The following is a 26,524-nucleotide window of genomic DNA, read 5'->3' on the forward strand; positions in this document are numbered from 1 at the left end:
GGTCAGCCGAGCTCGCGCAGGGCCGCGAGGACGACGTCCGGCGCCTCTTCGGGCAGGAAGTGCCCGGCGTCGACGGGGCCGCCGCGGACGTCGTCGGCCCACTGCCGCCACACCGCGAGCGGGTCGTACCAGGCCTCGACCGCGCCCGTCGCGCTCCAGAGCACGTGCACGGGACAGCGCAGGTTCCCGGCGCCCCGGTCGGCCTCGTCGTGCTCGACGTCCGCGGTCGCCGCCGCGCGGTACTGCGCGCAGATCGCATGCACGCGCCCGGGGTCGCGGAACGTCGCCGCGTAGCGCTCGCGCAGCCACGGCGGGAAGGCGGCGGGGTCGTCGGACCAGGAGTCGAGCATGTGGTCGACGAGGACGTCCGGGGCGCCGAGCACGAGGCGCTCGGCGACGGGCTCGGGGGCCGCGAGCATCGACCAGACCCAGTAGCCCAGCGCGAACTCGCGGTCGGCGCGGGCGAACGCCTCCGCGGTGGGGACGACGTCGAGCACGGCGAGCGCCGTCACGTGGTCGGGGTGGTCGAGGGCCAGGCGGTAGGCGCAGCGGGCGCCTCGGTCGTGGCCGGCGACGGCGAAGCGCTCGTGGCCCAGCGCCCGCATGACGGCGAGCTGCTCGGCGGCGAGCGAGCGCATGCTGTGGTCGTCGCCCGTCCCGACGCCGCTGCCGCCGTAACCCCGCAGGTCGGTGACGACGACGGTGTGGTCGGCGGCGAGCGCGGGCGCGACGTCACGCCACATCAGGTGGGTCTCCGGGATGCCGTGCAGGAGCAGCAGCGGGGGCCCGGTGCCGCCCACGCGGCCGTGGATCGTCGTGCCGCCGACGGTCACGTCGACGACGTCGAAGCCGGGAAAGAGGGACACGCGCGACCTCCTCCGGTGGACGAGGCCAGGAGGAGCTCTCCGGGACGCGGCGTCCAGCACGCCCGCCCGTGACCTTACGGGAGCGGGGCGTTGACAGGGTTCTCGGCGCGTCCCGACCCTGGTCGCACGCCGCCGCGTCACCCCAGGGGCGGTCGGACCCCCGGGAGGTCGTGCCGATGTCCTCCGTCGCGCCCACCGCCGACTGGGTCGATCCGCCGGCCATGCTGCGGGACCCCTACGAGACCTACGCGCGGTTGCGCGCGCTCGGGCCGGTGGTCCGGGTGCCGGCGATGGGGCGCTACCTCGTCACCGGGTCCGCGGCCTGCCGGGCCGTCGAGGCCGACCAGGCCACCTACTCGGCCGACGTCAGCGGCGGCGGCGCGACGATGGCCCGGGCGCTCGGCGCGAAGCCGATGTTGCGCAAGGACGACCCGGAGCACGCGGTGGAGCGGGCCCCGGTCAACGCGGGCCTGCGCGCGAAGAGCGTCCGCGCCGCCTGGGCGCCGCGGTTCGAGCACAACGCGCGGACGCAGCTCGACGTCCTGCGCGGGCAGGGGCCCGAGCGCGCCGAGCTGAACCGCGACTACGCCGCACCCGTGGCCGCGCGGAACCTCGTCGACCTGCTCGGGCTGCCCGAGGCCACGCCCGAGGCGATGGAGCGCTGGTCGCACGCCTTCATCGCGGGGATCGGCAACCTGCACGACGACCCGGACATCTGGGCGCGCTGCGACGCCGCGCAGCGGGAGGTCGACGACCACCTCGACGCGCTGCTCCCGCAGCTGCGGCGCCATCCCGACGCCTCGATGACGTCGGCGCTGGTCACCAGCGGGCTCCCCGAGCCCGCGGTGCGCGCGAACGTGAAGCTGACGATCTCCGGGGGCATGAACGAGCCCCAGCACATGATCACCAACATGGTCTGGGCGCTGAGCCGGCATCCCGAGCAGCGCGACCGCGTCCTCGCCGATCCGTCGCTCTGGCCGGTGGTGTTCGACGAGGCGCTGCGGTGGCTCCCGCCGATCGGGATGTACCCGCGGGAGACGACGCGCGCGACCGTCCTCGACGGCGTCGCGCTGCCGGGCGGCGCGATCCTCGGCGTCGTGATCGGCGCGGCCAACCGCGATCCCGCCGCGTTCGACCGTCCCGAGCACTTCGACATCGCCCGGACGCGGCGCGCGCACCTCGGGTTCGGGAGCGGGGTGCACCTCTGCGTCGGCCACTGGGCGGCGCGCATCGCGATCGGCGAGATCGCCGTCCCGCGGCTCTACGACGCCCTGCCCGGCCTGCGGACCGACACCCGCCGCGACGAGGCGTGGTTCGGCTGGGTGTTCCGGGGCCTGACCGACCTCCCCGTCACCTGGGACTAGTTGCTGATCGCGGGCGCCGCGCCGACGAAGCGGTCGTCGGTGAGCTGGTCGACGAGGAACGCGGCGACGTCGGTGCGCGCCATCGGCGTCCCGACGCGGTCGCGGCCGAGGAACCCGGCGCGCAACGTGCCGTTCGAGGGGATGTCGATCGGTGCGGTCATGCGCGCGAGCGTCCAGTCCAGGTCCGACGTCGTGACGACCTCGCTCATGCCCTGGACCTCGCGCAGCGCCCCCGGGATGAGCAGGCCGATCCCGACGGGGACGAGGCGGTCGAACAGGCTCGGGCGGTCGCGCGGGTCGGGGACGCTGACGGTGGCGAGCGCGATCAGGCGGCGCACCCCGGACTCGTGCATCGCGTCCACGATGGTCCGCGTCGCCGCCGTGAGCGGGCCGCTGCGCAGGAACGGGTCGATCGGCGGGCCGAGCGCGCTGATCACCGCGTCGGCACCGTCGACGGCCTTGCGGATCGCGGGCGCGTCGTCGAGCTCGGCGACGATCACCTCGAGGTCGTCGTCGGTGACCTCGAGCTTGTCGGGCGAGCGGACGAGCACGGTGACGTGGTGCCCGGTCGCGAGCAGCTGCCGCACCACGTGCCGGCCGATCTTGCCCGTGCCCCCGAACACCGTGACGTCCATCCGGCCGGATACCCCGCGTGCGGGCACCCGGTCCGTGGCGGCGCTCACGTCTCCGCTGCCCATGTGAGCGAACTTCGGGGCTATAGGCCCGAAGTTCGCTCACGTACCGGTGCGGACCCCGCGGGAGAGGGTCGGCCAGAGCGCGTCGGGGCCGCCGGCGGCGAGCGTGCGACCGAGGTCGGTGGCCCAGGCCCGCTCGCCGCCCCACTCGTCGCGCCAGGACCACAGCCGGCGGGTGAGCACGCCGAGCGCGAACTCGCGGGTCACGCCCATCGCGCCGGTGGCCTGGTGCGCGGCGGCGGCGACGAGCCCCGCCGCCTCGGACGCGACGGCGGCCGCCGCGGCGACGTCGAGGGCGTCGGGTTCGCCCTCCCCGGCGCCCACGGCGGCCGACCGGGCGGCCATCGCGGCCATCTCGGTCTGCTCGGCGATGCGCACGAGGTGGTCGGCCACGGCCGGGAACCGCGACACCGGGCGGCCGAACTGCACCCGCTCGCCGGTGTAGGTCACGGTCACCTCGAGGACCCGGCGGGCCGCCCCGGCGATCAGGGCGGCGCGGGCCAGGGCCCCGCGCCGCGCCAGCAGCTCGCGGGTGTCCGGCGGGACGGACGCGATCGCCTCGGGGACGACGCCGTCGAGGTCGACGGACTCCCGGGGCTCGCCGGCGAGGTTGTGGCCGGGGGCGATCCGCGTCGTGGTCGGGTCGACCAGCGCCACCACGGCCCCGTCGGGACCGTCGGCCAGCACGGCGATCCGGGTCGCCGCGGACGCCCACGCCACGCGGGCGAGCTGGCCGCTCAGCGCGCCGCCGGTCAGGGTCACCGCGCCCGTGCCCGTCGTCAGCGGCCCGTCGGGGAGAGGGAGGCCGGCGGCGGCGAGGAGGCGCCCGGCGAGCAGGCCCGTCTCGGCGAGCGGGACGGGCGCCGCGGCCGCACCGGCCGCCTCGAGCACCGAGCACGCCTCGGCCACCGAGCCGCCCGCGCCCCCGGCGGCCTCGGGCACCCCGACCGTCGTGAAGCCCCCGGCGTGCAGCGGCTCCCAGACGGTCGCGGCCCAGCCGTCGCGCTCGGCGGCCTCGAGGATCTCGGGCGTGACGCGATCGGTGAGCAGGTCGGCGACGGCGTCACGGACCTCGGCCAGATCGTTCGTCGCCGTCATCAGGACCCCTTCGTGAGCGCCTTGGCCGCGATCCCGCGCAGCACCTCGGTCGTGCCGCCGCGCAGCGTCCACGTCGGTGCGTTCAGCACGCACTCGGCGAGCAGCCGGTCGAACATCGTCGGGCCGTCGGGGTCGATCTCCCCGCCCGCCGCGTCGCGGAGCGCCTCGACCACCTGCTGCTCGAACGTGGTGCCGATGTCCTTGACCAGCGAGGCCTCGACGGCGGGCGCCTCGCCCTGGTCGAGCGAGCGCGCGACGGCCAGGGACAGCTGGCGGATCGTCCAGAGCTGGGCGCCGATCCGCCCGATCGCGGCGGCGCGGGCGTCGTCGGGATCCCGGCCGTAGACGTCGACGAACGCGCGGTAGAGCCCGAGGATCGACAGGTAACGGTCCGGCCCCGAGCGCTCGTGCGCGAGCTCGGCTGTCACCTGCGCCCAGCCCTGCCCGACCTCGCCGAGCACGCGCTCGTCGGGCACGAACACGCCGTCGAGCACGACCTCGTTGACATGCTCCTCACCGTCGATCAGCGGGATCGGGGAGACGTGCACGTCCTCGTCGGCGAGGTCGACGATGAGCTGCGAGAGGCCCGCGTGCCGGTCGCCGGCCTCGGCCTGGGGCGTGGTCCGGCACAGCATCGCGGCGAAGTGGTTGAGGTGCGCGTTCGTCGTCCACACCTTGGTGCCGGACGCGCGCCATCCGCCCTCGACGGGGGTCGCGGTCGTGCGCACCGAGGCGAGGTCGGAGCCGGCGTCGGGCTCGCTCATGCCGAGCGAGAACCAGCACTCGCCGGCGGCGATCCGCGGCAGGAACCACTCCCGCTGCTCCTCGGTGCCGAAGCGCAGGAAGGCGGGCGCGGACTGGCGCTCGGCGATCCAGTGGGCGGCGATCGGGGCGCCGGCGGCCAGCAGCTCCTCGATGACGACGAACCGGCGCACCGTGCTCGCGCCGGCGCCGCCGTAGCGCGTCGGGATCGACATGCCGACCCAGCCGCGCTGCGCGAGCGTGCGGGTGAACTCCGGGTCGTGGCGGCCGCCGAGGCCCAGACCGGGGCGGAAGTCCGGCGGGAGGGTCTCGGCCAGGAAGCCGCGGACCTCGTCGCGCAGCTTCTCCTCGTCGGCGGACAGGGCCGTGGGTTCGAAGATCACTGGGTCCCCCTGCGTCGCTGGCTCCACATCTGGGTGGCGCGTTCGAACTCCACCGCCGCGTCCCACGGCAGGCCCGGCGGCCCGGTCTCGGTGCGGAACGAGCGGACGGCCTCGCGGGCGAGGTCGGGGTCCTTCGCCGGGACGGCGGCCAGCGCGAGGGCGGTGTCCTCGACCTCGGCGTCGTCGACCGCGCGCCACGCCAGGCCCAGCTCGGCGGCGCGCGTGCCGTCGATCTCCTCGCCGAACAGGCCCAGCGCCGACGCCGCCTCGCGCCCGGCGGTGCGGTGCGCGATCGTGAAGAAGCCGCCGCCGGGGTGCAGGCCGATGCGCAGGAACCCCGCGATCAGGCGCGCGTTGCGGGCGACCACCCGCAGGTCGGTGGCCAGCATGAGGTTGAGGCCCGCCCCGACCGCGGCGCCGCGGACGGCGGCGATCGTCGGGACCGCGAGCGTGCCGACGCGGCGGAAGGCGCCGTAGACCGCGCCGGTGTCGCGGAACGCGCCGTCCTCGGCCTGGTCGGCGCCGGGGTTCCAGGTGCGGCGGTCGGCGCCGCTGCAGAACGTCCCGGCGGCGCCGCGGACCACGGCCGCGCCGACGCCGCGGTCGGCGTCGACGGTGTCGCACGCGTCGGCGAGCTCGCGGCCCATCGCCGGCGTGAGGCCGTTGCGGACCTCGGGCGCGTCGACGGTCAGCACCGCGACGCCCTCGCTGATCTCGAGACCGATGCTGCCCACTATCTCTCCGTCCTCAGCACGTCGACGGCGACGGCGTGTCGCGGATCCGAGCGTGTGGCGATCCTGGCCTCAGACGCCAGGAAAGCCGCATTGCTCGAACTCCCGGGCGGCAGGAGGACCAACGGGTTGACCTCCAGTTCGCCGAGCCCGGGGACGGTGGCCGCCCGGGAGATGCGCACGACCGCGTCGACGGCCGCGTCGAGGTCCACCCCGGGCGCCCCGCGGAGGCCGGCGAGCAGCGGCCAGCAGCGCAGCGAGCGGAGCAGGGCCCGTGCGGTTGCCTCGTCGACCGGGGCGAGGGCGTGCGCGACGTCGTGGTGGACCTCGGTCGCCGTGCCACCGTGCCCCACCGTGAGCACCGGGGGCCAGCCCTCGCGCCCGCCGTCGACGGCGACGAGCAGTTCGACCCCGGACGGGACCTGCTCCTGGACGAGCACCCCGGTGACGCCGGGCAGGCCGGTGAGCTCGGCGTGCACGGCGGCGGCGTCGTCGCTCCGGACGCCGAGGCGCACCGCGCCGGCCTCGGTCTTGTGGTCGAGTCCCTCGGCCTTGAGGACGGCGAGACCGCCGAGCTCGTCCACCGCGGCGGTGACGTCGGGCGAGCGCGACGACCGCGGCCGCGCGACCCCCAGCGCGTCGAGCAGCGCCCAGCCGTCGCCGGGCACGGGGTCGCGGGCGTCGGCGGGAGCCGGGCCCGGCGCGGGCTCCCGGGCGACGGCGTCGAGGACACGGACCGCGAGCGTGATCGAGGAGAACACCGGGATGCCCGCATCGCGGAGCACGGTGCGCGCCGGTCCGGTGCCGTCCTCGCCGGCCATCCAGGCCACGGCGACGGGCGGGGCGTCGGGACCCTGCTCGGCGACGGTCGCGACCAGGTCGCGGGCGAGCGCGGTGGCGGTGTCGCCGACGAGCATGGTCAGCAGCACGAGCACCGCGTCCACGGCGCCGTCCGCGCGCACGAGCCCGCAGACCTCCCCGAAGCCCCCGCCGACGTTGAACAGCTGGGCCGTGACGTCCACCGGGTTGCCGACCGCGCCGAACGCCGGGACGAGGCGGGTGAGCTTCTCCTGGGTCTCGGCGGTCAGCTCCGGGACCTCGAGCCCGGCCTCACTGGCCCGGTCGGCGGCGAGGATGCCCGCGCCGCCGGAGCTGGTCACCAGCCCGAGGCGCCGCCCCGCCGGTGCGCGACGCCCGCGGAGCAGGACGGCCGCGGCGAGCAGCTCCTCGACGTCGTCGACGAGCACGACGCCGTGGCGGCGGGACACGAGCGTGAACGCGGTGTCGTCGCCGAGCATCGCCCCGGTGTGCGAGACCGCCGCCCGTCGGCCCGGCGCCGAGCGCCCGGAGCGCAGCACCACCAGTGCGGTCCCGTGCGCGGCGGCCTCGGCGGCGAGCGCGGCGTAGTCGTCCGGGTCGGGCAGCGACTCCGCGTAGACCGTGAGGACGTCGACCGCGGGGTCGGCGACGAGGTGGCGGCCGACCTCGGTGAGGCCCACGTCGGCCTCGTTGCCGGTGGAGACCCAGGCGGTGAGGTCGAGCCCGCGCTCGGCGGCCGCGTCGAGCACCGAGCCACCGATCGCCCCGCTCTGGCCGACGTAGGCGATGCCGCTCGAGCCGGTCAGCGGGCGCTCGCCGGCGCTGGTGAACGTCGCGAACAGGCGGCTGCGGGCGTCGTAGATCCCCTGGCAGTTCGGGCCGAGGACGCGGGTGCCCGCGGCCCGGGCGGCCACGACGAGCTCGTCCTGGAGCGCGCGGCCCTCCGGGCCCACCTCGGCGAAGCCCGACGCGAACACGATCACCAGGGCCGCCCCGGCGGCGCCGGCCTCGGTGACCGCGGCGACCGCGCGCTCCGCGGGCACCAGGGCGAGCACGAGGTCGACCCCGCCCGGGATGTCGGCCAGCGACGCGGCGCACGGGACGCCGCCCAGCTCGGCGTACTTGGGGTTGACGGGGTGCACGGCGCCCGTGAAGCCGCGCTCGACGAGCCAGCGCAGCGGGCGGGCCATCGGGTTGTCCGCGCGGCCCGTGGCGCCGACGAGGGCCACCGAGCGCGGCGCCAGGACGCGTGCCCAGTCGGTGGGCGCCGGTGCATCCGTCACGACCCGAACCTAGGTCGGCGGGTCGGCGAGACACAACCGATCGAACATCATTTGGTATCCAATCCCCGCGACGGCGGGACGGAACTCCCGCGGCACGCGTGCGCCACTACGCTCGGCGCCCGGGGGTGGTGCGCCGTGACCGGGACCGACGTCGAGCCCGCGCGCCGGGCGACCAGCGTCCAGCGCGCCGTGTCGGAGATCCGCCGGATGCTGCGCTCGCGCGAGCTCGTGCCCGGCCAGCAGGTGCGCCAGGAGACCCTGGCCGCGCGGCTCGGGGTCAGCCGCATCCCGGTGCGCGAGGCGCTCAAGACGCTCGAGGCCGAGGGCGTCATGCGCCACGAGCCGCACGTCGGCTACGCCGTGGCCCGGCTCAACGCCGACGAGCTCGCGCAGGTCTACCTCATGCGCCGCGCGCTCGAGACCGAAGTGCTCCGCGCCCTGCCCCGGCTCACCGGCGACCAGCTCCGCCACCTCACGACCCTCAACGAGGCGATCACCGAGCAGGTCGAGAACGTCGACGTCGCCGGCATCGTCGCGGCCAACGTGGCCTTCCACTTCGCCATGTTCCGGCTCTCCGGCCTCGACCTGGTGGTCGACGAGATCGACCGGCTCTGGCGGCGCAGCGAGCCCTACCGCACGGTGCACCTCTACGACTCCGCCGGGCGTGCCCGCGTCGTCCGCGAGCACCGCAAGATGATCACCGCGCTGCGGCGGGGAGACAACGCCGCGGTGGTCGCGCTGATGGACGCCCACCGCGAGGTGACGGTGGCCGACCTCCACGCGGCGCTCGGCCTCCCGCCCCACGCGTAGCCGAGATCGTATCCAATCTTCTCTGGACTTCCGCCGTGTGACCCACCTAACCTCCGCCGGGTGACGGCGTGACGACGCGCGGTCACGGGGAGGAACCCATGACCACCGAGCAGGACCGCCCGGACGCGCCCGTCGGCACGGCGACCGCCGCGCCGCCGGAGTACACGCCGGGCGACCGGCGGCGGATCCTCGGCGCCGCCTGCCTGGGCTGGGGCATGGAGTACTTCGACTTCATGCTCCCGACGCTGCTCGCCGGCGCGATCATGAAGTTCTACGGCGTCTCGGCCGGGGTGTTCGGTGTCGCGATCGCGGGCCAGCTCGTCGGCTCCGCGATCGGCGGCGTGCTCTTCGGCTGGCTCGGCGACCGCTACGGGCGCCGGCGCACGCTGATCTGGTCGATCCTCATCTACTCCGTCGCCACCGGGCTCGTGTTCCTCGCGCCGAACTTCGCCGTCTTCCTCGTGCTGCGGATCCTCGCAGGCGTCGGCACGGGCGGCGAGTGGGCGGTCGGGTTCGCCTGGCTCAACGAGGCGTGGGCGCCGAAGCGCCGCGGGCTCGGCGGCGGCCTGGTGCAGGCGTCGCTGTGGCCGGCCTACGCGCTCGCGGTGCTCGTCGCCCAGGTCGTGGTCGACTGGCGGTGGGCGTTCCTGGTCGGCGTCGTGCCCGCCCTGGCGTGCGTGTGGATCCGCTACGCGTGCCGGGAGTCGCGCCAGTGGGAGGAGCTCCAGGCGCGCAAGGCGGCGGGGCTGCTCACCGAGGCCACCGCGGCGAAGGCCAACCGGTCGACGTGGCGTCAGTTGGTGTCCCGGGACTCGCTGCCGATCGTGCTCGTCGGCCTCGTCGTCGCCTTCGGTGCGCAGTGGGTGCCCTACACCGCGACGGCGTGGATGCCCTCGATGCTCAAGAGCGACCTCGGCTTCGACGCGGGCTCGGCGAGCCTCGTGCTCTACATCGCGTCCGCGGTGTCGTTCGTCGGCTTCATCCTCGCGGGCTGGCTCTCGGACCGCTGGGGTCGCCGGCCGGTGTTCGTCGCGTTCGCGGCCCTGCAGACCGTGACGTTCGCGGTGATGCTCGCCCTCGCCCTCGGCGGCACCGGCCTCGGGAACTTCGTCTGGCTCTACCTCGCCTCGAGCCTGTTCCTCGGCTACTTCGGCATCTTCGGGGTCTGGTTCGGCGAGCTGTTCCCGACGCGCATCCGCTCGCTCGGCTCGGCGTCGGCCTACAACATCGGCCGGGGCCTCTCGGGCATCGGGACGATCATCGGCGGCGTCGTCGCGACGAGCGCGGGCTACGGGATCGCCGTCGGCATCGCCGTCGTGGGCGCCGCGATCGTCACCGTCGCCGCCCTGTTCCTGCGCGACCGCGCCGGCCGCGTCATCACCGCCGACGAGTGAGGGAGACCGGCACCGTGCCCGAGCCGCACTACGAGGTCCTGGGTCCGCTGGGCCCGCGCACCGTCGGCGAGGTCGCCGAGCACGAGCGCCCGGCGTCGCTGGCCGGCCGCCGCGTCGCGTACCTGTGGGACGAGCTGTTCCGCGGCCCCGAGATGTTCGAGGTGATCTCCGAGGTCGCCAGGGAACGCCACGGCGACGTCGCGTTCGTCGGCTGGGAGGAGTTCGGCAACTTCCACGCCTCCGCGGCCGAGGAGCGCCGGGTGCTCGAGGCCCTGCCCGAGCTGCTGCGCGCCCACCGCGTCGACCTCGTCGTCGCCGCGGTGGGCGCTTGAGGCTCCTGCATGCCTGCCGTGATGCGGGCAGCGGCAACCGCCGAGCGCGCCGGGGTCCCGGCGACCGCGATCGGCGGCGCGGGGTTCGAGGGCATGGGACGCGCCGTCGGGAAGTCCCTCGGTGTGGGGCACGTGCCGATCGTCAGCTACCCGGGCGTGATCCTCACCGACCCCACCGAGGTGTTCCGGACCAAGATGCGCGAGCAGGTGGCCCCGGCGGTGGTCGACGCGCTCGTGGCGGGGGACGGCGCGCGGGAGCAGGCCGGCACGCGGTCGTCGTCGGGCGACGCGCCGGCCACGGAGCCCGTCGAGCACGGGGCCACCGAGATCGTCGCCCGCGGCGAACTCGAGGAGATCACCGACCACTTCGAGGCCCGCGGCTGGACCGACGGCCTGCCGGTCGTGCCGCCGACCCCGGAGCGCGTCGCGGCGTTCCTCGCGCACACCGGCCGGGACCCCGACGACTCCCTCGGTGAGCTCGCCCCCGACCTGCGCCGGGCCACGGTGCGCAGCGTCGCGGTCAACGGGGTCATGGCCGGCTGCCGTCCCGAGGACATGCCGGTGCTGGTCGCGATCGTCGCGTGCGTCGCCGACCCGGTCTTCCGGGTGCAGGACGCCGGGTCGACGCCCGGCTGGGAGTCCCTCGTGGTGCTCTCGGGCCCGGTCGTCGAGCGGCTCGGGTTCCACAGCGGCACCGGTGCGATGCGGGTCGGGCGGCGGGCGAACACCGCGGTCGGACGGTTCCTGCGGCTCTATCTCCGCAACGTCGCCGGCCTGCGCATCCCGCCCGGGGAGACCGACCAGGGCGCGATCGCGTCGACGTTCCACGTCGCCCTCGCCGAGGACGACGCCGCCGTGCGGGCGCTGGGCTGGCCGTCGTTCCGGGCCGACCGCGGCTTCGCCGACGGCGACAGCGTCGTCACCGTCCAGAGCGTCGTCGCCGTCAGCGCACCGATCTACTCCGGCGGCGAGTCCGCCGCGGACCACCTCGACGCGCTGACGACGATCTTCGGCAACGCGATCGGGCCGTGGGCCTACACCGGCCTCGAGTTCGGCGCCTTCCACCCGCTGCTCGTGCTCGGGCCGGCCGTGGCCCGGGCGCTCGCGGGCTTCGGGGTCGACAAGGACGCGCTGCGGGCGCACCTCGCCGAGCACATGCGGGTGCCGGTGCGCCAGCTCCAGGCCTGTGCCTGGAACGTCGGCTCGACGAGCTTCGACCTCGACGCCGCCGTCGCGGCCGGCGAGCTCGACGAGCGCTACGCGGGCACCGACCCGGACCGTCTCGTGCCGATGGTGCCGCGCGCGGGCGACATCGGGATCGTGCTCGCGGGCAACCCGAGCCGGAACCAGTCGCGCGGCTTCGTGCAGAACCACGTCCAGGGCGTGCCGGTGAGCCGGCGGATCGAGGAGGACCCGCAGTGACAGCCGTGACGACCGACTGGGACGTGGCCGTAGTGGGCGCCGGTATCGCCGGCCTCACCGCCGCGCGCGCGTGCGCCGAGCGCGGGCTGCGGGTGGTGGCCCACGACGCGCTCGCCCCCGGCGGGCAGCTGATCAACCTCGGGACGCTCGCCGACTGGCCCGGCCCGGCGACGACCGGCCCGGACCTCATGAGCGCGCTGCTCACCGACGTCATGGAACGCGGCGTCGAGATCGCCTACGGCGAGGTCACCGGCCTGCGCACCGACCCGCTCACCGTCGACGCCGCCGAGGGGCCGGCGTCGGCGCGGGCGGTCGTCGTCGCCACCGGCCGGGGCCCCGGGCGCCTCGACGTCCCGGACGCCGAGGGCTGGGAGGGCCGCGGGCTCTCCCACTGCGCCACCTGCGACGGGCCGCTGCACGCCGGGCGCGAGGTGGTGGTCGTCGGCGACGACGAATGGACCGCCCACGAGGCGCTCGAGCTCGCCGGGATCGCGAAGCGGGTCACGGTGGTGAGCGCGTCGCCGACCTGGCCGGCGGCGCTCGACCGCCGGCTCACCGACGCGGTGGACGTGCGCCGCGGGACGGTCGCGTCCCTCGCGGGCGAGGGCACCCTCGCCGCCGTGCATCTCGCCGACTCCGACGTGCTCGAGGCCTCCGGGATCTTCGTCTACACCCACGCCGAGCCCCGCACGGCGCTGCTCGACGGGCTGCCCGCCGGCGCGCCGGTGTGGTCGGCAGGCGACGTCACCGGCGCCGACCGCCACCTGCTCACCGCCGCCGCGGACGGCCTGCGCGCCGGCCACGCCGTCGTCGCCCACCTCGAGGAGAGCTGATGCGCATCGTCGACCCGACGTCCGGGGCAACGTCCGAGGACACGACCGTCGCCGCGGCGGCGGGGACCACGCCGGCCGGAGCTGTATCCGGCCTTCGGCGCGGCAGCTCCGCTGCGCTGCGTGCCGCCCTGTGCGGCCTGTCCAACTCCAAGCCCGGCGCCCACGACCTCCTCGACGCGATCGGGCGGCGCCTGGCCGACGAGCACGGGCTCGGCCCGAACGGCCTGGAGGCGAAGCCGAGCGCCGCGGTCGGCGCCGACCCGGCGCTGCTCGACCACCTCGCCGCGCAGTACCGGCTCGCCGTCGTCGCCATCGGCGATTGAGGCTCGTGCTCGTCGTGGAGTCTCCACGACTCGCTCGAGCTCGAGCGCCGCGGCGTGCGCTCGATCCTCGTGGTGACCTCGTCGTTCCTGCCGCTGGTCACCGCCCAGGCGAAGGCGCGCCGTGCCGACCCGCGGCTCGTCGTCGTCGACCACCCGATCGGCGGGCTCTCGCCGGCGGAGTTCGCCGGACGCTCCGACGCCGCGTACGCCGGGGTCGTCGCCGAGCTGCGGTCGATGGGGGAGCTCGCACCATGACGGGAGACGAAGCGGAGCCGGAGCTCGACCCATGACCTCTGACGTGATCGACCTGCCCGACGTCGACGACGCCTGGGCGTGGGCGGCGGCCTGCGAGGAGCGCGGGTGGGGCGACGGGCTGCCGACGGTCCCGCCGACCGAGGAGCGGGTGGCGGCGATGCTGGCGGCGACGCCCACCGCGGTCGACCTCGGGCCCCTGCCGCCGCGCGGTGTCACGCCGACCCCGCGCTCGGTCGCGGCGAACGCGGTGATGGCCGGGTGCCGGCCCGCGGACATGCCGGTGCTGCTCGCCGCGCTCGCCGCGGTGCAGGACGAGGCCTACAACCTGCACGGCACGCTCGCGACGACTCACCCGTGCGCGCCGATGGTGATGGTCTCCGGTCCGGCGCGCGCCGCGCTGGGGTTCAACGCCGGGGGCAACTGCCTCGGGCAGGGCACGCGCGCCAACGCCGTGGTCGGCCGGGCGCTGTCGCTGGTGCTGCTGCACGTCGGCGGGGCGACCCCGGGCGTCCTCGACCGCAGCACCCAGGGTTCGCCGGCGAAGTACACGTTCTGCTTCGCCGAGTCCGACGAGTCGCCCTGGCCGTCCTCCGCGGTGCGGCGCGGGTTCGGTGCCGAGCAGAGTGTCGTGTCCGTCATGGCCGCCGAGCCGCCGCACAACGTCAACGACCACGGCAGCACCACCGGCGCGGAGATCCTGCTGACGATCGCCGGGACGATGGCCCAGCCGGGGTCGAACAACGTCTACGTCCGGGGCCCGCACCTGCTGCTGCTCGGTCCGGAGCACGCCGCGACGCTGCACCGTGACGGCTGGACGCCCGACAGCATCCGCGCGCACCTCTGGGAGCACGCCCGCATCCCCGTCGACCACGTCTCGGACGGCAACCGGCGGCAGTTCGTCGAGTGGGGCGTCGAGCCCGACGGCGACGCGTACACCGTCAGCGACGCGCCGGGGAACCTGCACATCGCCGTGGCGGGCGGCGCGGGGAAGCACTCGGCGTGGATACCGTCGTTCGGGGGGACGGAGCTGGTGTCGCGGGTCGTGCCGGGGTGAGCGACGAGGAGGACGTCGGTGACGGGCTACCGGTCGTGGCGCCGACCCCGGCGCGGGTCGCGGCGATGCTGGGGTCCACCCCGGACCCGGACGACGTGCTCGGTCTCGTGCCGCCGCTGTTCGGGGAGCTGACACCGCGCGGCGCGGCCACCGCGTGCGTGCTCGCCGGCGCCCCGGTCGGTGCGCTGCCCGTGGTCGTCGCCGCCGCCCGGGCCGCGCTGGCGTCCGAGCTGAACCTGCTCGGCGTGGCCACGACGACGGGGACGCCGGCGGTCGCGCTCGTCGTCGCCGGGCCCGTCGCCGACCGGCTCGGTCTGACCCACGGCACCGGCCTGCTCGGGCCCGGCCCGCACACCAACGGCTCGGTCGGCCGCGCGCTCGCGCTCACCCTCGCGACCGCCGGCGGCGTCCGGCCCGGCGAGACGACGATGGCCACGACGGCCCAGCCGGCCCGCTACACCTGCTGCCTCGTCGAGGACCCCGCCGGGCCGTGGGGCACGCTCGCCGCCCGCCGGGGCGCCGGCGCGGGGGACGCCGTCACCGTGGTCCCGGTCGGCGGCACGGCGGAGGTGCTGCCCCGCGACGACCTCGCCGACCCGGACGCCCTGCTCGTGCCGCTGGGCGACGCCCTCGCCGGCGCGGTCCTCGCGGCCGGCGACCTCACCCGGGGCCGCACGATGACCCAGGTGCTCGTGCTCCCGCCCGAGGTCGCGACCCGGCTGGCGCCGTCCCTGCCGACCGACGACGACCTCACCGCGGCGCTGCGGGACCGGGGCGACGCGGCGCTGCGGGCCCGCACCGGCCGCGAGGACCTGGGCGTGGCCGCCGAGATCGCCCCGGTCGTTGCCGGCGGCCCCGGCGTCAAGATGCTCCATCTGCCCGGCTGGATCGGCGGCAGCCAGGCGGTCACCGTGCCCATGTGAGCGAAATTCCCGGCTATAGCCGGGAATTTCGCTCACATACGGGTCAGGCGCGGGCCGCCGGGTCGCGGGCGGGGACGACGACGGTGGCGGCGGTGTGGGCGGGGGCGCCGCGGACGCTGACCCGGTCGACCACCTGGAAGTCCGCGCGCCAGTCGGTCGGCGTGACGGTGCTGCGGACGTAGCCCCGCCGGCGGTCGAGCACCGTGATGTGCGGGTTCTCGGCGAGCAGCGCCGCGTCGCCGGGCTCGCGGGCGCGGCCGTCGCCCCCGGAGCTGATCGAGGTGGTCACGAGCTCGGTCGCGACGACCGGGGACGCCGGGTCGCTCGGGTCGGCGTGCAGGGCGCACGCGTGGTGGGCGTGCACGTCGCCGGTGACGATCACCGGGTTGGACGTGCCCGCCGCGATGAGGTGGTCGCGCAGGGCGTCGCGCTCGACCGCGCAGTCGTCCCACGAGTCCTCGTCGAGACCCACCGCCGCGCCCGCGGTGAGGTCGCGCGGGGAGAAGAACACCTGCTGGGCGAGCACGTTCCAGCGTGCGGTCGGGCCGGCGAGCCCGTGCCACAGCCAGGCGCGCTGCTCGGCGCCGAGCATCGTGCGCGACGGGTCGCGCGGGTGCTCCGGGTCCTGGTCGCTGCGGTACTGGCGGGTGTCGAGCAGGTGGACGTCGAGCAGGTCGCCGAACGTGAGCCGGCGGTGCATGCGCATGGCCGGCCCGTCGGGTCGCTGGGTCCGGCGCAGCGGCATGTGCTCCCAGAACGCCCGGAACGCGCCGGCGCGCCGGGCCCGGAACACCGCCGGGTCGTTGTCGGGCTCGTCGTCGACCTGGGAGACGTCGGCGGCCCAGTTGTTCTCGACGTCGTGGTCGTCGAGCGTGATCGCCCACGGGAACGCGGCGTGCGCGGCCTGCAGATCGGGGTCGGTGCGGTACTGGCCGTGGCGCACGCGGTAGTCGGTGAGGGTGCTGACCTCGCGGTTCGGCAGGTGGGCCCGCCCCGGCACGCCGGTCGACGCGCTCTCGTAGATGTAGTCGCCGAGGAACGCGACGAGGTCGAGGTCGTCGCGGGCCATCGCGGCGTAGGCGGTGTAGAAGCCGTCGGGACGGCACTGGCAGCTCGCCGTCGCCATCGCGAACCGGTCGACCCGCGCCCCGGGCGCCGGGGCCGTACGCGTCCGCCCGACCGGGCTGATCTGCGGACCGGCGCGGAAGCGGTACCAGTGGTCGGCGGCCGGGTGCAGTCCCGACACCTCGACGTGCACCGCGTGCGCCTCCTCGGGCCGCGCGACGGCTGTGCCCCGGGCGACCACCCGGCGGAACGCGGCGTCCTCGGCCACCTGCCAGTCGACGAGGACGGGACGCCGGCTCATCCCGCCGCGCCCGTCCGGGGCCACCGGGTCGGGGGCCAGCCGTGTCCAGAGCACGACACCGTCGGGGACCGGGTCGCCCGACGCCACGCCGAGGGTGAACACCGCCGGCGCCGCGGGGTCGACGGCGTCGGCGGCCGCGACCCAGGGAGCGCCGAGGACCACCGCCGTGCTCGTGAGGGCCGCCGCGCCGCCCAGGAAGGTCCGGCGCGTCACCCTCGCGGGGTCGCTCACGGGCAGTCCTCCGTCCGGGCTCAGACGGGGGCGCCGGCGGGCCGGCGTCGCATCCCCCGCCCCACCAACGCATGACCCGGTGTCACCGGTTCGGACGTTCCGTGACCGGACTTCCGCGCACGGTCACCGGTCGGCGGCCGCAGCGGAGCGGAGCTGCCGCGCCGGAGGCGCGTCACGGCGATGCCGCCGCACAGCGGACACACAGGAACCACCCAGCCGGGACCTGTGGGTGGCTGGGAGGGTGCTGTGTCATGAACGCCGCGACCCGTGCCGACCTGCGGCGTCCGGACGGGACACCGGTCCGGGCGCTGGTCGTCGACGACGAACCCACGCTCGCCGAGCTGCTGTCGATGGCCCTGCGCTACGAGGGCTGGGACGTGCGCAGCGCTTCCGACGGGCTGGGTGCCGTACGCCAGGGCCGCGACTTCCGCCCCGACGTCGTGGTGCTCGACGTGATGCTCCCCGACATCGACGGGTTCGAGGTGCTGCGCCGGCTGCGCGCCGAGAGCCCCGAGGTCCCGGTGCTGTTCCTGACCGCGCGCGACGCCGTCGAGGACCGGGTCGCCGGCATCACCGCAGGCGGCGACGACTACGTCACCAAGCCGTTCAGCCTCGAGGAGGTCGTCGCCCGGCTGCGCGGACTGCTGCGCCGGGCCGCGGTCGCGACCGCGGTGCGCGGCGACGCCACCCTCGCCGTCGGGGACCTCACGCTCGACGAGGACAGCCACGAGGTCGTCCGCGGCGGCGAGCAGGTCGAGCTGACGGCCACCGAGTTCGAGCTGCTGCGCTTCCTCATGCGCAACCCGCGCCGGGTGCTGTCGAAGGCACAGATCCTCGACCGCGTCTGGAACTACGACTTCGGCGGCCAGTCGAACATCGTCGAGCTCTACATCTCCTACCTGCGCAAGAAGATCGACGCGGGCCGCGCGCCGATGATCCACACCGTCCGGGGCGCCGGCTACGTCCTCAAGCCGGCCGCCGAATGATCATGCCCCAGGTCGATGTGCGTGGCCCCGCCCGGCGCGCGCTGCGGCGCGTGCCGTCGCTGCAGAGCCGGCTGGTGCTGACGACCGTGCTGCTGCTGACCGTCGTCTTCCTCGTCGTCGGCGTGGGCGCGGCGCTGTCCCTGCGCGGCTACCTCTACCGCCAGCTCGACGACCAGGTCACCGAGGTGGCCCGCTTCCGCAGCAACCCGCCGCAGGGCGACCCGGACCGGCGCCCGCCCCCGCCCGACGCGGGCGGCGGCTTCGTCGGCGGCGGCCCCGACCGGCCGGCCAACACCCTCGAGGTCACCGTCGACGACGGGCGGATCGTGCGGGCGGTGCTGCTCGGTCGGCCGGGCACGAGCACGCCGGTGCCGGTCGAGGAGGTGGCGCCGGCGATCGCGACGACGCCGGGCCAGCGCCCCCAGACGCTCGACCTCGACGGGCTCGGCAGCTTCCGGCTCGCGGCCGCGCAGGGCGACGACGGGACGGTCACGGTGATCGGGCTGTCGACCGACGCGCTCGAGAACACCGTCGACGAGCTGGTGCTCCGCGAAGCGATCATCTTCGGGATCGGCGTCGTGCTCGCGGGCGTCACGGCGGCGTTCACCACGCGGCTGACCCTGCGCCCGCTGCACCGGATGTCCGCCACCGCCCGGCGGGTCTCGGAGCTGCCGCTCTCGTCGGGGGAGGTGGAGCTCGCCGAGCGGGTGCCCGACGCCGACGCCGACCCGCGCTCGGAGGTCGGCCAGGTCGGGGTGGCGCTCAACCGGATGCTCGGGCACGTCGGCGCCGCGCTGGCCGCCCGCCAGGACAGCGAGACCCGGCTGCGGCGCTTCGTGGCCGACGCGAGCCACGAGCTGCGCACCCCCCTGGCCGCGATCCGCGGCTACAACGAGCTCGCCGCCCGCCGCACCGGCGAGCTCCCGGACGAGGTCGCGGGCCTGCTCGACCGCATGGGCTCGCAGACCGAGCGGATGACGGCGCTGGTCGAGGACCTCCTGCTGCTCGCCCGCCTCGACGCCGGTCGCCCGCTGGCCCGCGAGCCGGTGGACCTCGCCCGTCTCGTCGTCGACGCCGTCACCGACGCGCACGTCGCCGCGGCCGGGCACCGGTGGTCGATCGACCTGCCCGGCGACGACTCCGTGGACGACTCCGTGGAGATCGACCGCGCCCCGCTCGAGGTGATCGGCGACCCCGAGCGGCTGCACCAGGTGCTCGCGAACCTGCTCGCCAACGCCCGCACCCACACCCCGCCCGGCACCCTGGTCACCGTCACGCTGCGGCCCACGACCGGCGAGGACGGGCGGGCGGTGGTGCGCCTCGACGTCGTCGACGACGGGCCCGGCATCCCGCCCGACCTCCTGCCGCACGTCGCCGAGCGCTTCGCCCGCGGCGACACCGGGCGCGCCCGCGCCACCGGCAGCACCGGCCTCGGGCTCTCGATCGTCTCGGCCGTCGTCGCCGAGCACGGCGGCACGCTGCGGATCACCAGCCGGCCGGGCGAGACGCGGTTCACGGTGGACCTCCCGGCCGCGAGCAGGACGGCCGACGGTGCTGACCTCGGTCCGGGGCTCGGCCTATCCTCCCGGCCATGACCCAGCCGGCGCCCCACGAGCAGGGAGACGACGACCAGGGAGCCTCGGCCGAGCGCCTCCCGGCGCCACCCGACCCGCCGCCGATCCGGGCCTCCGACGCCGAGCGCGAGCAGGTGGCCGAGGTCGTGCGGCAGGCGGTGTCGGACGGCCGGCTCACGATCGTCGAGGGTGACGAGCGGCTGCGTGACGTCTACGCCGCGCGGTTCCGTCGCGACCTCACGCCCGTGACCGCCGACCTCGGGCCCGTGCCGTCGGGGGAGACCGCCCCGGCGCGGCGCCCGCTCGGCCGCCTCGACCGGCCCTCGTCGACCACGTCGGTGGCGGTCCTGTCCGGGGTGCAGAAGCGGGGGGACTGGACGCCGGGGCACACCCACCGCGTCCTCGCGTTCTGGGGCGGCGCGGACCTGACCTTCCGCGACGCCCGCCTCGACGACGCCGGTCTGGTGATCGGCGCGATCGCGATCATGGGCGGCGTCAACCTGGACCTGCGCGGCATCCCCGCCGGCGTCGAGGTCACCGTCCAGGCCGTGGCGATCATGGGCGGCGTCGACGTCACGGTGGACCCGGAGACCACGGTCGTCGAGGACGGATTCGGCTTCATGGGCGCGTTCGACGACGGCTCGGGTCCGCCGCGCGGCAGCGACGGGCCCCGCGTGCGCGTCACGGGCCTGGCCTTCATGGGCGGGGTGTCGGTGTCGCGCAAGCCGCTCGCGCTCGACGGCCGCGACGACCCCGACCAGCTCGAGCGCTGAGGCCTACTTCTCCAGCAGCCGGTCGAGCTTCTCCTCGATCCGCGCCATCCGCTCGCCGAGCTCGGTGAGCGTCCGGAACGCCGTCGCGTCGGTGTTGAGGAGCGCGTCGAGCCCCGACATGCGCACCGGCGACCCGGCCACGCGCGAGGGGTGCCGCTCGGGCTCGAGCACGGCCGCGTGCAGCTCGGTGACGCGGAAGTCCAGCCACGACAGCAGGTCGCCGACGTCCATGGTGCGCCCGAAGCGGGTGCGCACCCGCTGGTGCAGGACGTCCCCTGGTCCCACCCCGCCGTGCGTGGTGCGGTGGGTCCGGTGCCGGTGGTGGTCGTCGCCGTCGAAGAGCTCGGAGACGAAGCCGTCCTGTTCCTCGTGGTGGTGGTGCACGTGGTGCTCCACCGGCGGGGGCGGAGGCGGTGGAGGTCCGGGTGGTGGTCCGGGTGGCGGCGGCTGGCCCCAGGGCTCGGTCACGATCGTCACTCTATGTGAGCGGCAGCCGGTGATCGAGAGGTCCGGACGGGTGAGAAGTAGGGCTGTCCCGCGCTCCGGGTAGGGCGCACGTGATCGTCGGGTGCGGCGGTGCCGCGGAGGCTTCTCGGTGCCCGGCCGCAGCGGTCGGGCCCGACCCGCCGAGGAGCTCCGACGATGCGCACGACCCCCCAGCCCACCCGCCCCCTCGGTGCGCCCGGTGGCCGGCAGTCGGCCCGCGTCGCCGCCGGTACCGCCGCCTCGGCGCGGGGCGTCGGTCGTGACGTCGGGGGTGACGCGGACGCGCGGGGCCGGGCGGATCGCCACGTGGGCCGTGGCCGCGGTCGCGACCGTCGTCGTCGGCGGGGCGATCGGCGGTGCCGTGGCCCTCGCGTCGAACAGCTCCTCGACGCCCGACGGCACCCAGGGGCCGATGGTGTGCGGGCCGACCGCCGCGATCGCCGCGTCCGGGTGCGCGCGGCCCGTGTCGGTCGACGGGGCGGGACCCGTGTCGGGGCCCGACGGTGGCGCGGGTGGCCCCGGCGGCGGCGTGCCCGGTGCGGGCGGCGGTGATGCGGTCGTGAGCGGCGGTTCCGTGGCGGGCGGTGGCTCCGGCCCGGGTGGCGGCGCCGGTCAGCCGGCGACGCCCGGCGGGCACGCGGAGCCCGTGACAGGCCGTTACAACTACGACGGCACGATCCTGCTGTCCGACGGGCGCGTCGTCGGGGCCGACGGTGTGGAGCGTGCGCCCGCGACGGCCCTGCCCGCCGGCGCCCACCGGGGTCCCGACGGCTCGATCGTCCTGGCCGACGGCACGGTCCGGAACGCCGACGGCACCCCGCGGACGGCGATCGTGATCCCGCCGAGCACCGTCTCCACGCCCTACGGCGGCGACGTCGCGGTCCCCGGCTTCACGATCAACCCCGACGGCACCGTGACGCCGGCCAACCCCGACCTGCGGGTCGTCTTCAACTACGACGGCACGGCCACGCTCATCACCCCGGGCGGGCACGTCGACGTCTGGCGCGAGGACGGCACCTTCGCGTCCCGCTACGACGCGAAGCCGGGCGAGACCGTCAACGACGACGGCTCGATCACCCGCGCGGACGGCACCGTCGCGAACCCCGACGGAGCCACGAGCCGCGAGCCGGTGCACCTGCCCGGCGGCGTCGCCGTCGACCCCACGCACCCCCACCCCGCGGCCCCGGAGCACGGGACCGGGACGACGACGGGCACCGACCCGGCGGACCCGACGGACCCGGCCGACGGGACCGTCGTCACCGAGCACGGCCCGACGCCCGATTCGGACGCCGGGCACCACGACCACGGCACGGCGACCGGGACGGACACAGGCACCTCGTCCGACACGGGCGCGGGCAGCGGGACCACCTCCGGCGCGGGCACCGGGTCGAGCAGCGGTCACTGACCCCGGGTGCCGCCTCCCCGGCGAGGTGTCGCCGCCCGGCTCCGCGGCCTACTGGCTGGTATCCCTCGCCAGGCGAGTGATACCAGCCAGTAACCGCCGGGGCACGGGACTCAGCGCTCGAAACGCTTCGCGACGTCGTCGGCGATCCCCGCCACGGCCCGCGCCGCGGTGCCGGCAGCCTCGCCGGCCTTCTCGCGGGCGGCGTCGGCGACCTCGCTCGCCGTCTCCCCGGCCCGCTCCGCGGCGACACCGAGCTTGTCCGACACGGACCCGGTCTCGATCGTCGCGTCCGGGCCGGGCGTCACGATGGTCTCCTCGCCGCTGTCGAACCGGACGCGGTAGGGCGGCCCGTCCTCGCCGAGCACGGCCACCACGGTGCCGACGCGGTCGGGGACGTCGGTGGTGTTGGCGTGCAGGCGGATGCGGTCGCCGACGGACGCGCTCACAGGGGTTCCTCCTCCTCGGACGGTGTCGTCGGGCAGGTACCCGGAACGAGCGAAGGGCACCTTCGCTCGATCTCCTCGATCGAAGGTGCCCTTCGCTCAGAACGGGCCGTGCGTCAGCCGGCGGCGACCGGCGCGGCCTCGGTCGGGGTCTCGGCGACCCCGAACGTCAGCTCGCCGTCCGCGACGTCGACCGTGACCGTCTGCCCGCCGTGCAGTTCGTCGCCGAGCAGCATCGACGAGAGCCGGTTGCCGACCTGGCGCTGGATGGTCCGGCGCAGCGGCCGGGCCCCGAACTCGGGCTGGAAGCCCAGCTCGGCCAGGCGGTCGACGGCGGCCTCGGTGATCGCGAACCCGATGTCCTGCGCGTCGAGGCGCTCGCGCGTCTCGTCGAGGATCAGGTCGGTGATCCGCCGCAGCTGCTCCTCGTCGAGCCGCTGGAAGACGATGACCTCGTCGATCCGGTTGAGGAACTCGGGCCGGAACGACTCCCGCAGCCGCGGCATCAGCCGCTCCTGCAGGGACTGCGCCGGGTCGACGTTCGACGGGGCGAAGCCGAGCGCCTGCGTGTTCGTGGTGATCAGCTCCGACCCCACGTTGCTGGTCATGATCAGCACCGTGTTGCGGAAGTCGACCGTGCGGCCCTGCGAGTCGGTCAGCCGCCCGTCGTCCAGCACCTGCAGCAGCGTGTTGAAGACGTCCGGGTGGGCCTTCTCCATCTCGTCGAGCAGCACCACCGAGTACGGCCGGCGGCGGATCTCCTCGGTGAGCTGGCCGGCCTCGCCGTACCCGACGTAGCCGGGGGGCGACCCGATCAGTCGCGACACGGTGTGCCGCTCGGAGTACTCGCTCATGTCGACGCGGACCATGCGGTCCTCGTCGCCGAACATCGTCGCGGCCAGGGCCTTGGCGAGCTCGGTCTTGCCGACGCCGGTCGGGCCGAGGAACAGGAAGCTGCCGATCGGCCGGTCCGGGTCGTCGAGCCCGGCCCGCGAGCGGCGGACGGCCTCGGCGATCGCGCGGACCGCGTCGTCCTGGCCGACGACCCGCTCGTGCAGCTGCTCTTCGAGCTTGAGCAGGCGGTCCCGCTCGGTCTCGGTGAGCTGGCTGACCGGGATGCCCGTCGAGCGCGCGACGATCTCGGCGATGTCGGAGACCGTCACCTCGAGCACGGCCGGGTGGTCCGACCGCCGGTCGGTGCGGGCCTGCTCGAGCCGGCTCTGCGTCTGCGTGATCTCGTCGCGCAGCGCGCCGGCGCGCTCGTAGTCCTCGTCGGCGACGGCCTGGTCCTTGTCGCGGGTCAGCGACTCGAGCTTGCGCTCGAGCTCGCGCGAGTCGGTGTGCGGGCCCTTGGCCTGCAGCCGCTTGCGCGCCCCGGACTGGTCGACGAGGTCGATCGCCTTGTCGGGCAGGAACCGGTCGGTGACGTAGCGCTCGGAGAGCTCCGCCGCCGCGGTCAGCGCCTCGTCGGTGAACCGCACCTGGTGGTGCGCCTCGTACCGGTCGCGCAGCCCGTGCAGGATCGCGATCGTGTCCGCGACCGACGGCTCGGGCACCATCACCGGCTGGAAGCGGCGCTCGAGCGCGGCGTCCTTCTCGATCGACTGCCGGTACTCGTCGAGCGTCGTCGCGCCGACGATGTGCAGCTCGCCGCGGGCCAGGGCCGGCTTGAGGATGTTGCCGGCGTCCATGCCGCCCTCCGACGAGCCGCCGGCACCGACCATGGTGTGCAGCTCGTCGATGAAGACGATCAGCTCCTGCGAGTGCTCGCGGATCTCGGCGACCAGCTTGGTCATCCGCTCCTCGAAGTCACCCCGGTAGCGGGTGCCCGCGACCATGCCCGACAGGTCGAGCTGGACGATGCGCTTGCCCTCGAGCTGCTCGGGGACGTCGCCGGACACGATGCGCTGGGCGATGCCCTCGACGACCGCGGTCTTGCCGACGCCCGCCTCGCCGATGAGGACGGGGTTGTTCTTGGTGCGGCGCGAGAGGACCTCGATGGTCTGGTCGACCTCGTCCTCACGCCCCACGACCGGGTCCAGCTCGCCGGCCCGCGCCTTGGCGGTCAGGTCGACGCCGAACTGGTCGACGGTCGGGGTGTCGGAGTCGGCGGCCTGGCCGCCGGCACCGCCCCCGGCGCCGCCGCCGCTCGGGCGCTGCCCGCCGGACGCGGCGGAGCGCTGCAGCGACTGCGGGGTGACGCCCTGGGCGCCGAGCGCGCGGCCCACCGGGCTGTCGTTGTTCGCGGCCAGCGCGAGCACGATGTGCTCGGGGCCGATGTAGCTCGAGCCGAGGGCTCGGGAGATCTGGTGCGCGTCGAGCAGGGTGCGCTTCGCCGTCGGGGTGAGCGACGGGGCCTCCGTGCGCTCCTCGCCGCGGGGCAGCTGCTCGTCGGCGGTGCGCGCCAGCGCGTCGACGTCGGCGCCGGCACCGGAGAGCAGCTGGCGCAGCGGCGGCACCTGCGTCACGACGAGCAGCAGGTGCCACGCGTCGAGGTCGGGGTTGCCCCGCTCGGCGGCCTGTTGCGCTGCGGCACCGACGAGCTGACGCGCCGGCTCGGTCATGAGCTGGGTGATGTCGATGCGCTGGACACCGCGCGGGGACGCTCCGCCCAGGAAGCTCGCGAGGAAGTCGTCGAACGGGCCGGACCCGGGACCACCGGGCCCGAAGGCGCTGGTCATGTAGCTCCTCATCAGGGTCTAGCAGAAGTTCGAGCCGGCGGTGATGCCGGCACTGACCTGGTCAGCAACATCAGCCGGACATTCATTCCTGAGTCAGGTGGACTCATGTCACACCGTGGGGGGTGAGTCACCGTGGCTCAAGTCGAGGGCTACCCGCGTCACGGCGTCGCCACCCCTGCGCGTGGGAAGCCTGGCCGCATGAGCACCGCGACCGTCACCGCCCGCGAGGTCCACCTCGTCCGCCGCCCCCACGGCATGCCCGAGCCCGACGACTTCGCGCTGGTCGACCGCGACCTCGGCGAGGCCGGGGACGGCGAGGTCCTGGTGGCCGTCCACGACTTCTCCGTCGACCCCTACATGCGGGGACGGATGAACGACGTCCCGTCCTACGTCGCCCCGTTCGCGCTGGACGAGCCGATGGACGGGCGGGCGGTCGGCGAGGTGATCGCGAGCAACAGCGGCGACGTCGCGGCGGGCGACATCGTGGTGTGCAACCTCGCCTGGCGCACCCACGGCATCGCGCCCGCGAAGCAGGTGCAGAAGGTCGCCCCGCCCGACGGCGTGAGCCACCGCGCCTACCTCGGCGTGCTCGGCGTGCCCGGCCTCACCGCCTGGGTCGGGCTGCTGGACAAGGCGTCGTTCCGCGAGGGCGACGCCGTGTTGGTCTCCGGGGCAGCCGGGGCGGTCGGCAGCCTCGTGGGCCAGCTCGCGAAGCTCAAGGGCGCCTCGCGTGTCGTCGGCAGTGCGGGGAGCGCCGAGAAGGTCTCCTGGCTCACGGGCGAGCTCGGCTACGACGCGGCGTTCAACTACAAGGACGGCCCGGTCGTCGACCAGCTCCGCGCGGCCATGCCCGACGGCCTCGACGTCTACTTCGACAACGTCGGCGCCGACCACCTCGAGGCCGCGATCGCCTGCGCCCACGACTTCGCCCGTGTGGCCGCGTGCGGGGCGATCGCGCACTACAACGACACCGACGAGGACCCGACCCCCGGGCCGAGCAACCTCTTCCAGATCGTCAAGAAGCGCCTGCGCATCGAGGGCTTCATCGTCACCGACTCGATCGACCGGATGCGGCCGTTCCTCGAGGAGGTCACGCCCTGGGTCGCCGACGGTCGGGTGACGTTCGCCGAGACCGTCGTCGAGGGCATCGACCACGCCGTCGAGGCGTTCCGCGGCATGCTCCGCGGTGAGAACACCGGGAAGATGATCGTCTCGGTGTAGCGCACTGTTTC

General features: G+C 75.3%; 23 protein-coding genes. 13 read left to right on the forward strand and 10 right to left on the reverse strand.

Features of this window, described 5'->3' with window-relative positions:
* Nucleotides 1-2: 2 nt before the first annotated feature.
* A complete protein-coding gene (locus QSK03_RS23830) occupies nucleotides 3-866 on the reverse strand; it encodes an alpha/beta fold hydrolase (RefSeq protein WP_285657402.1) in 864 nt (287 codons plus the stop codon).
* 176 nt (nucleotides 867-1,042) lie between these two features.
* Here QSK03_RS23830 and QSK03_RS23835 point away from each other — a divergent pair, with 176 nt between their 5' ends.
* Entirely contained in the window at nucleotides 1,043-2,230 is a 1,188-nt protein-coding gene (locus QSK03_RS23835; protein WP_285657403.1) for a cytochrome P450, read from the forward strand.
* Here QSK03_RS23835 and QSK03_RS23840 read toward each other — a convergent pair.
* From QSK03_RS23840 to QSK03_RS23860, 5 genes are read right to left on the reverse strand one after another with little or no spacing between them, the layout of a single operon-like run.
* Nucleotides 2,227-2,913: an NAD(P)-dependent oxidoreductase gene (locus QSK03_RS23840; RefSeq protein ID WP_285657404.1), complete on the reverse strand. Its 687-nt coding sequence runs from the start codon at nucleotides 2,911-2,913 to the stop codon at nucleotides 2,227-2,229. The genes QSK03_RS23835 and QSK03_RS23840 overlap by 4 nt on opposite strands.
* Nucleotides 2,914-2,964: 51 nt before the next feature.
* Nucleotides 2,965-4,023 (reverse strand): acyl-CoA dehydrogenase family protein, encoded by a 1,059-nt coding sequence (locus QSK03_RS23845; protein ID WP_285657405.1) that lies wholly within the window; start codon nucleotides 4,021-4,023, stop codon nucleotides 2,965-2,967.
* On the reverse strand, nucleotides 4,023-5,168 hold the full coding sequence (locus QSK03_RS23850) for an acyl-CoA dehydrogenase family protein (RefSeq protein WP_285657406.1): 1,146 nt from the start codon (nucleotides 5,166-5,168) through the stop codon (nucleotides 4,023-4,025). The genes QSK03_RS23845 and QSK03_RS23850 overlap by 1 nt, the downstream gene beginning before the upstream one ends.
* Complete coding sequence (locus QSK03_RS23855) at nucleotides 5,165-5,902, reverse strand: enoyl-CoA hydratase-related protein (RefSeq protein WP_285657407.1); 738 nt, start codon at nucleotides 5,900-5,902, stop codon at nucleotides 5,165-5,167. The genes QSK03_RS23850 and QSK03_RS23855 overlap by 4 nt, the downstream gene beginning before the upstream one ends.
* Nucleotides 5,902-8,001: an acetate--CoA ligase family protein gene (locus QSK03_RS23860; RefSeq protein WP_285657408.1), complete on the reverse strand. Its 2,100-nt coding sequence runs from the start codon at nucleotides 7,999-8,001 to the stop codon at nucleotides 5,902-5,904. The genes QSK03_RS23855 and QSK03_RS23860 overlap by 1 nt, the downstream gene beginning before the upstream one ends.
* A gap of 135 nt (nucleotides 8,002-8,136) precedes the next feature.
* Between QSK03_RS23860 and QSK03_RS23865 the strand changes: the two genes are divergently transcribed.
* The 7 genes from QSK03_RS23865 (at nucleotide 8,137) to QSK03_RS23905 (ending at nucleotide 15,347) form a co-directional block, all read left to right on the forward strand.
* Nucleotides 8,137-8,811, forward strand: coding sequence for a GntR family transcriptional regulator (locus QSK03_RS23865; protein ID WP_285657409.1), 675 nt, complete (start codon nucleotides 8,137-8,139; stop codon nucleotides 8,809-8,811).
* Nucleotides 8,812-8,909: 98 nt separating this feature from the next.
* Nucleotides 8,910-10,205 carry an MFS transporter gene (locus tag QSK03_RS23870; RefSeq protein WP_285657411.1) on the forward strand — a complete coding sequence of 432 codons (1,296 nt, stop codon included), beginning with the start codon at nucleotides 8,910-8,912 and terminating at the stop codon, nucleotides 10,203-10,205.
* A gap of 14 nt (nucleotides 10,206-10,219) precedes the next feature.
* Nucleotides 10,220-11,959 (forward strand): UGSC family (seleno)protein, encoded by a 1,740-nt coding sequence (locus QSK03_RS23880; RefSeq protein WP_502872212.1) that lies wholly within the window; start codon nucleotides 10,220-10,222, stop codon nucleotides 11,957-11,959.
* Nucleotides 11,956-12,792, forward strand: coding sequence for an NAD(P)/FAD-dependent oxidoreductase (locus QSK03_RS23885; protein WP_285657416.1), 837 nt, complete (start codon nucleotides 11,956-11,958; stop codon nucleotides 12,790-12,792). The genes QSK03_RS23880 and QSK03_RS23885 overlap by 4 nt, the downstream gene beginning before the upstream one ends.
* Nucleotides 12,792-13,370 (forward strand): UGSC family (seleno)protein, encoded by a 579-nt coding sequence (locus QSK03_RS33450; protein ID WP_502872213.1) that lies wholly within the window; start codon nucleotides 12,792-12,794, stop codon nucleotides 13,368-13,370. The genes QSK03_RS23885 and QSK03_RS33450 overlap by 1 nt, the downstream gene beginning before the upstream one ends.
* Before the next feature lie 31 nt (nucleotides 13,371-13,401).
* On the forward strand, nucleotides 13,402-14,424 hold the full coding sequence (locus QSK03_RS23900; RefSeq protein ID WP_285657421.1) for a hypothetical protein: 1,023 nt from the start codon (nucleotides 13,402-13,404) through the stop codon (nucleotides 14,422-14,424).
* Entirely contained in the window at nucleotides 14,421-15,347 is a 927-nt protein-coding gene (locus tag QSK03_RS23905) for a hypothetical protein (RefSeq protein WP_285657422.1), read from the forward strand. Before QSK03_RS23900 ends, QSK03_RS23905 begins: the two co-directional genes overlap by 4 nt.
* A 43-nt stretch (nucleotides 15,348-15,390) precedes the next feature.
* On the opposite strand, the gene QSK03_RS23910 is transcribed toward QSK03_RS23905, so the two are convergent.
* Nucleotides 15,391-16,944, reverse strand: coding sequence for an alkaline phosphatase D family protein (locus QSK03_RS23910; RefSeq protein WP_285657424.1), 1,554 nt, complete (start codon nucleotides 16,942-16,944; stop codon nucleotides 15,391-15,393).
* A gap of 251 nt (nucleotides 16,945-17,195) precedes the next feature.
* Between QSK03_RS23910 and QSK03_RS23915 the strand changes: the two genes are divergently transcribed.
* Genes QSK03_RS23915 through QSK03_RS23925 form a run of 3 tightly spaced genes read left to right on the forward strand, consistent with a single transcriptional unit; the run spans nucleotide 17,196 to nucleotide 20,277 of the window.
* A complete protein-coding gene (locus QSK03_RS23915) occupies nucleotides 17,196-17,930 on the forward strand; it encodes a response regulator transcription factor (RefSeq protein ID WP_285657425.1) in 735 nt (244 codons plus the stop codon).
* 2 nt (nucleotides 17,931-17,932) lie between these two features.
* Entirely contained in the window at nucleotides 17,933-19,525 is a 1,593-nt protein-coding gene (locus QSK03_RS23920; protein ID WP_285657426.1) for a sensor histidine kinase, read from the forward strand.
* The gene (locus QSK03_RS23925) at nucleotides 19,522-20,277 is read left to right on the forward strand and encodes a DUF1707 SHOCT-like domain-containing protein (RefSeq protein WP_285657428.1); all 756 of its coding nucleotides are present in this window, start codon (nucleotides 19,522-19,524) and stop codon (nucleotides 20,275-20,277) included. The genes QSK03_RS23920 and QSK03_RS23925 overlap by 4 nt, the downstream gene beginning before the upstream one ends.
* A gap of 3 nt (nucleotides 20,278-20,280) precedes the next feature.
* Here QSK03_RS23925 and QSK03_RS23930 read toward each other — a convergent pair whose 3' ends face one another.
* Nucleotides 20,281-20,745 carry a hypothetical protein gene (locus QSK03_RS23930; protein ID WP_285657430.1) on the reverse strand — a complete coding sequence of 155 codons (465 nt, stop codon included), beginning with the start codon at nucleotides 20,743-20,745 and terminating at the stop codon, nucleotides 20,281-20,283.
* A 289-nt stretch (nucleotides 20,746-21,034) separates the two neighbouring features.
* Here QSK03_RS23930 and QSK03_RS23935 point away from each other — a divergent pair, with 289 nt between their 5' ends.
* Entirely contained in the window at nucleotides 21,035-22,168 is a 1,134-nt protein-coding gene (locus QSK03_RS23935) for a hypothetical protein (RefSeq protein WP_285657432.1), read from the forward strand.
* A 110-nt stretch (nucleotides 22,169-22,278) separates the two neighbouring features.
* On the opposite strand, the gene QSK03_RS23940 is transcribed toward QSK03_RS23935, so the two are convergent.
* Together QSK03_RS23940 and QSK03_RS23945 are read right to left on the reverse strand one after the other, a co-directional pair.
* The gene (locus QSK03_RS23940; RefSeq protein ID WP_285657434.1) at nucleotides 22,279-22,614 is read right to left on the reverse strand and encodes a DUF1918 domain-containing protein; all 336 of its coding nucleotides are present in this window, start codon (nucleotides 22,612-22,614) and stop codon (nucleotides 22,279-22,281) included.
* Nucleotides 22,615-22,727: 113 nt separating this feature from the next.
* Nucleotides 22,728-25,292, reverse strand: coding sequence for an ATP-dependent Clp protease ATP-binding subunit (locus QSK03_RS23945; RefSeq protein ID WP_285657436.1), 2,565 nt, complete (start codon nucleotides 25,290-25,292; stop codon nucleotides 22,728-22,730).
* Nucleotides 25,293-25,490: 198 nt separating this feature from the next.
* Here QSK03_RS23945 and QSK03_RS23950 point away from each other — a divergent pair, with 198 nt between their 5' ends.
* A complete protein-coding gene (locus QSK03_RS23950; protein WP_285657438.1) occupies nucleotides 25,491-26,513 on the forward strand; it encodes an NADP-dependent oxidoreductase in 1,023 nt (340 codons plus the stop codon).
* The last annotated feature ends 11 nt before the right edge of the window (nucleotides 26,514-26,524 follow it).

The organism is Actinomycetospora sp. NBRC 106375 (genome assembly GCF_030269665.1).
GTDB lineage: Bacteria > Actinomycetota > Actinomycetes > Mycobacteriales > Pseudonocardiaceae > Actinomycetospora.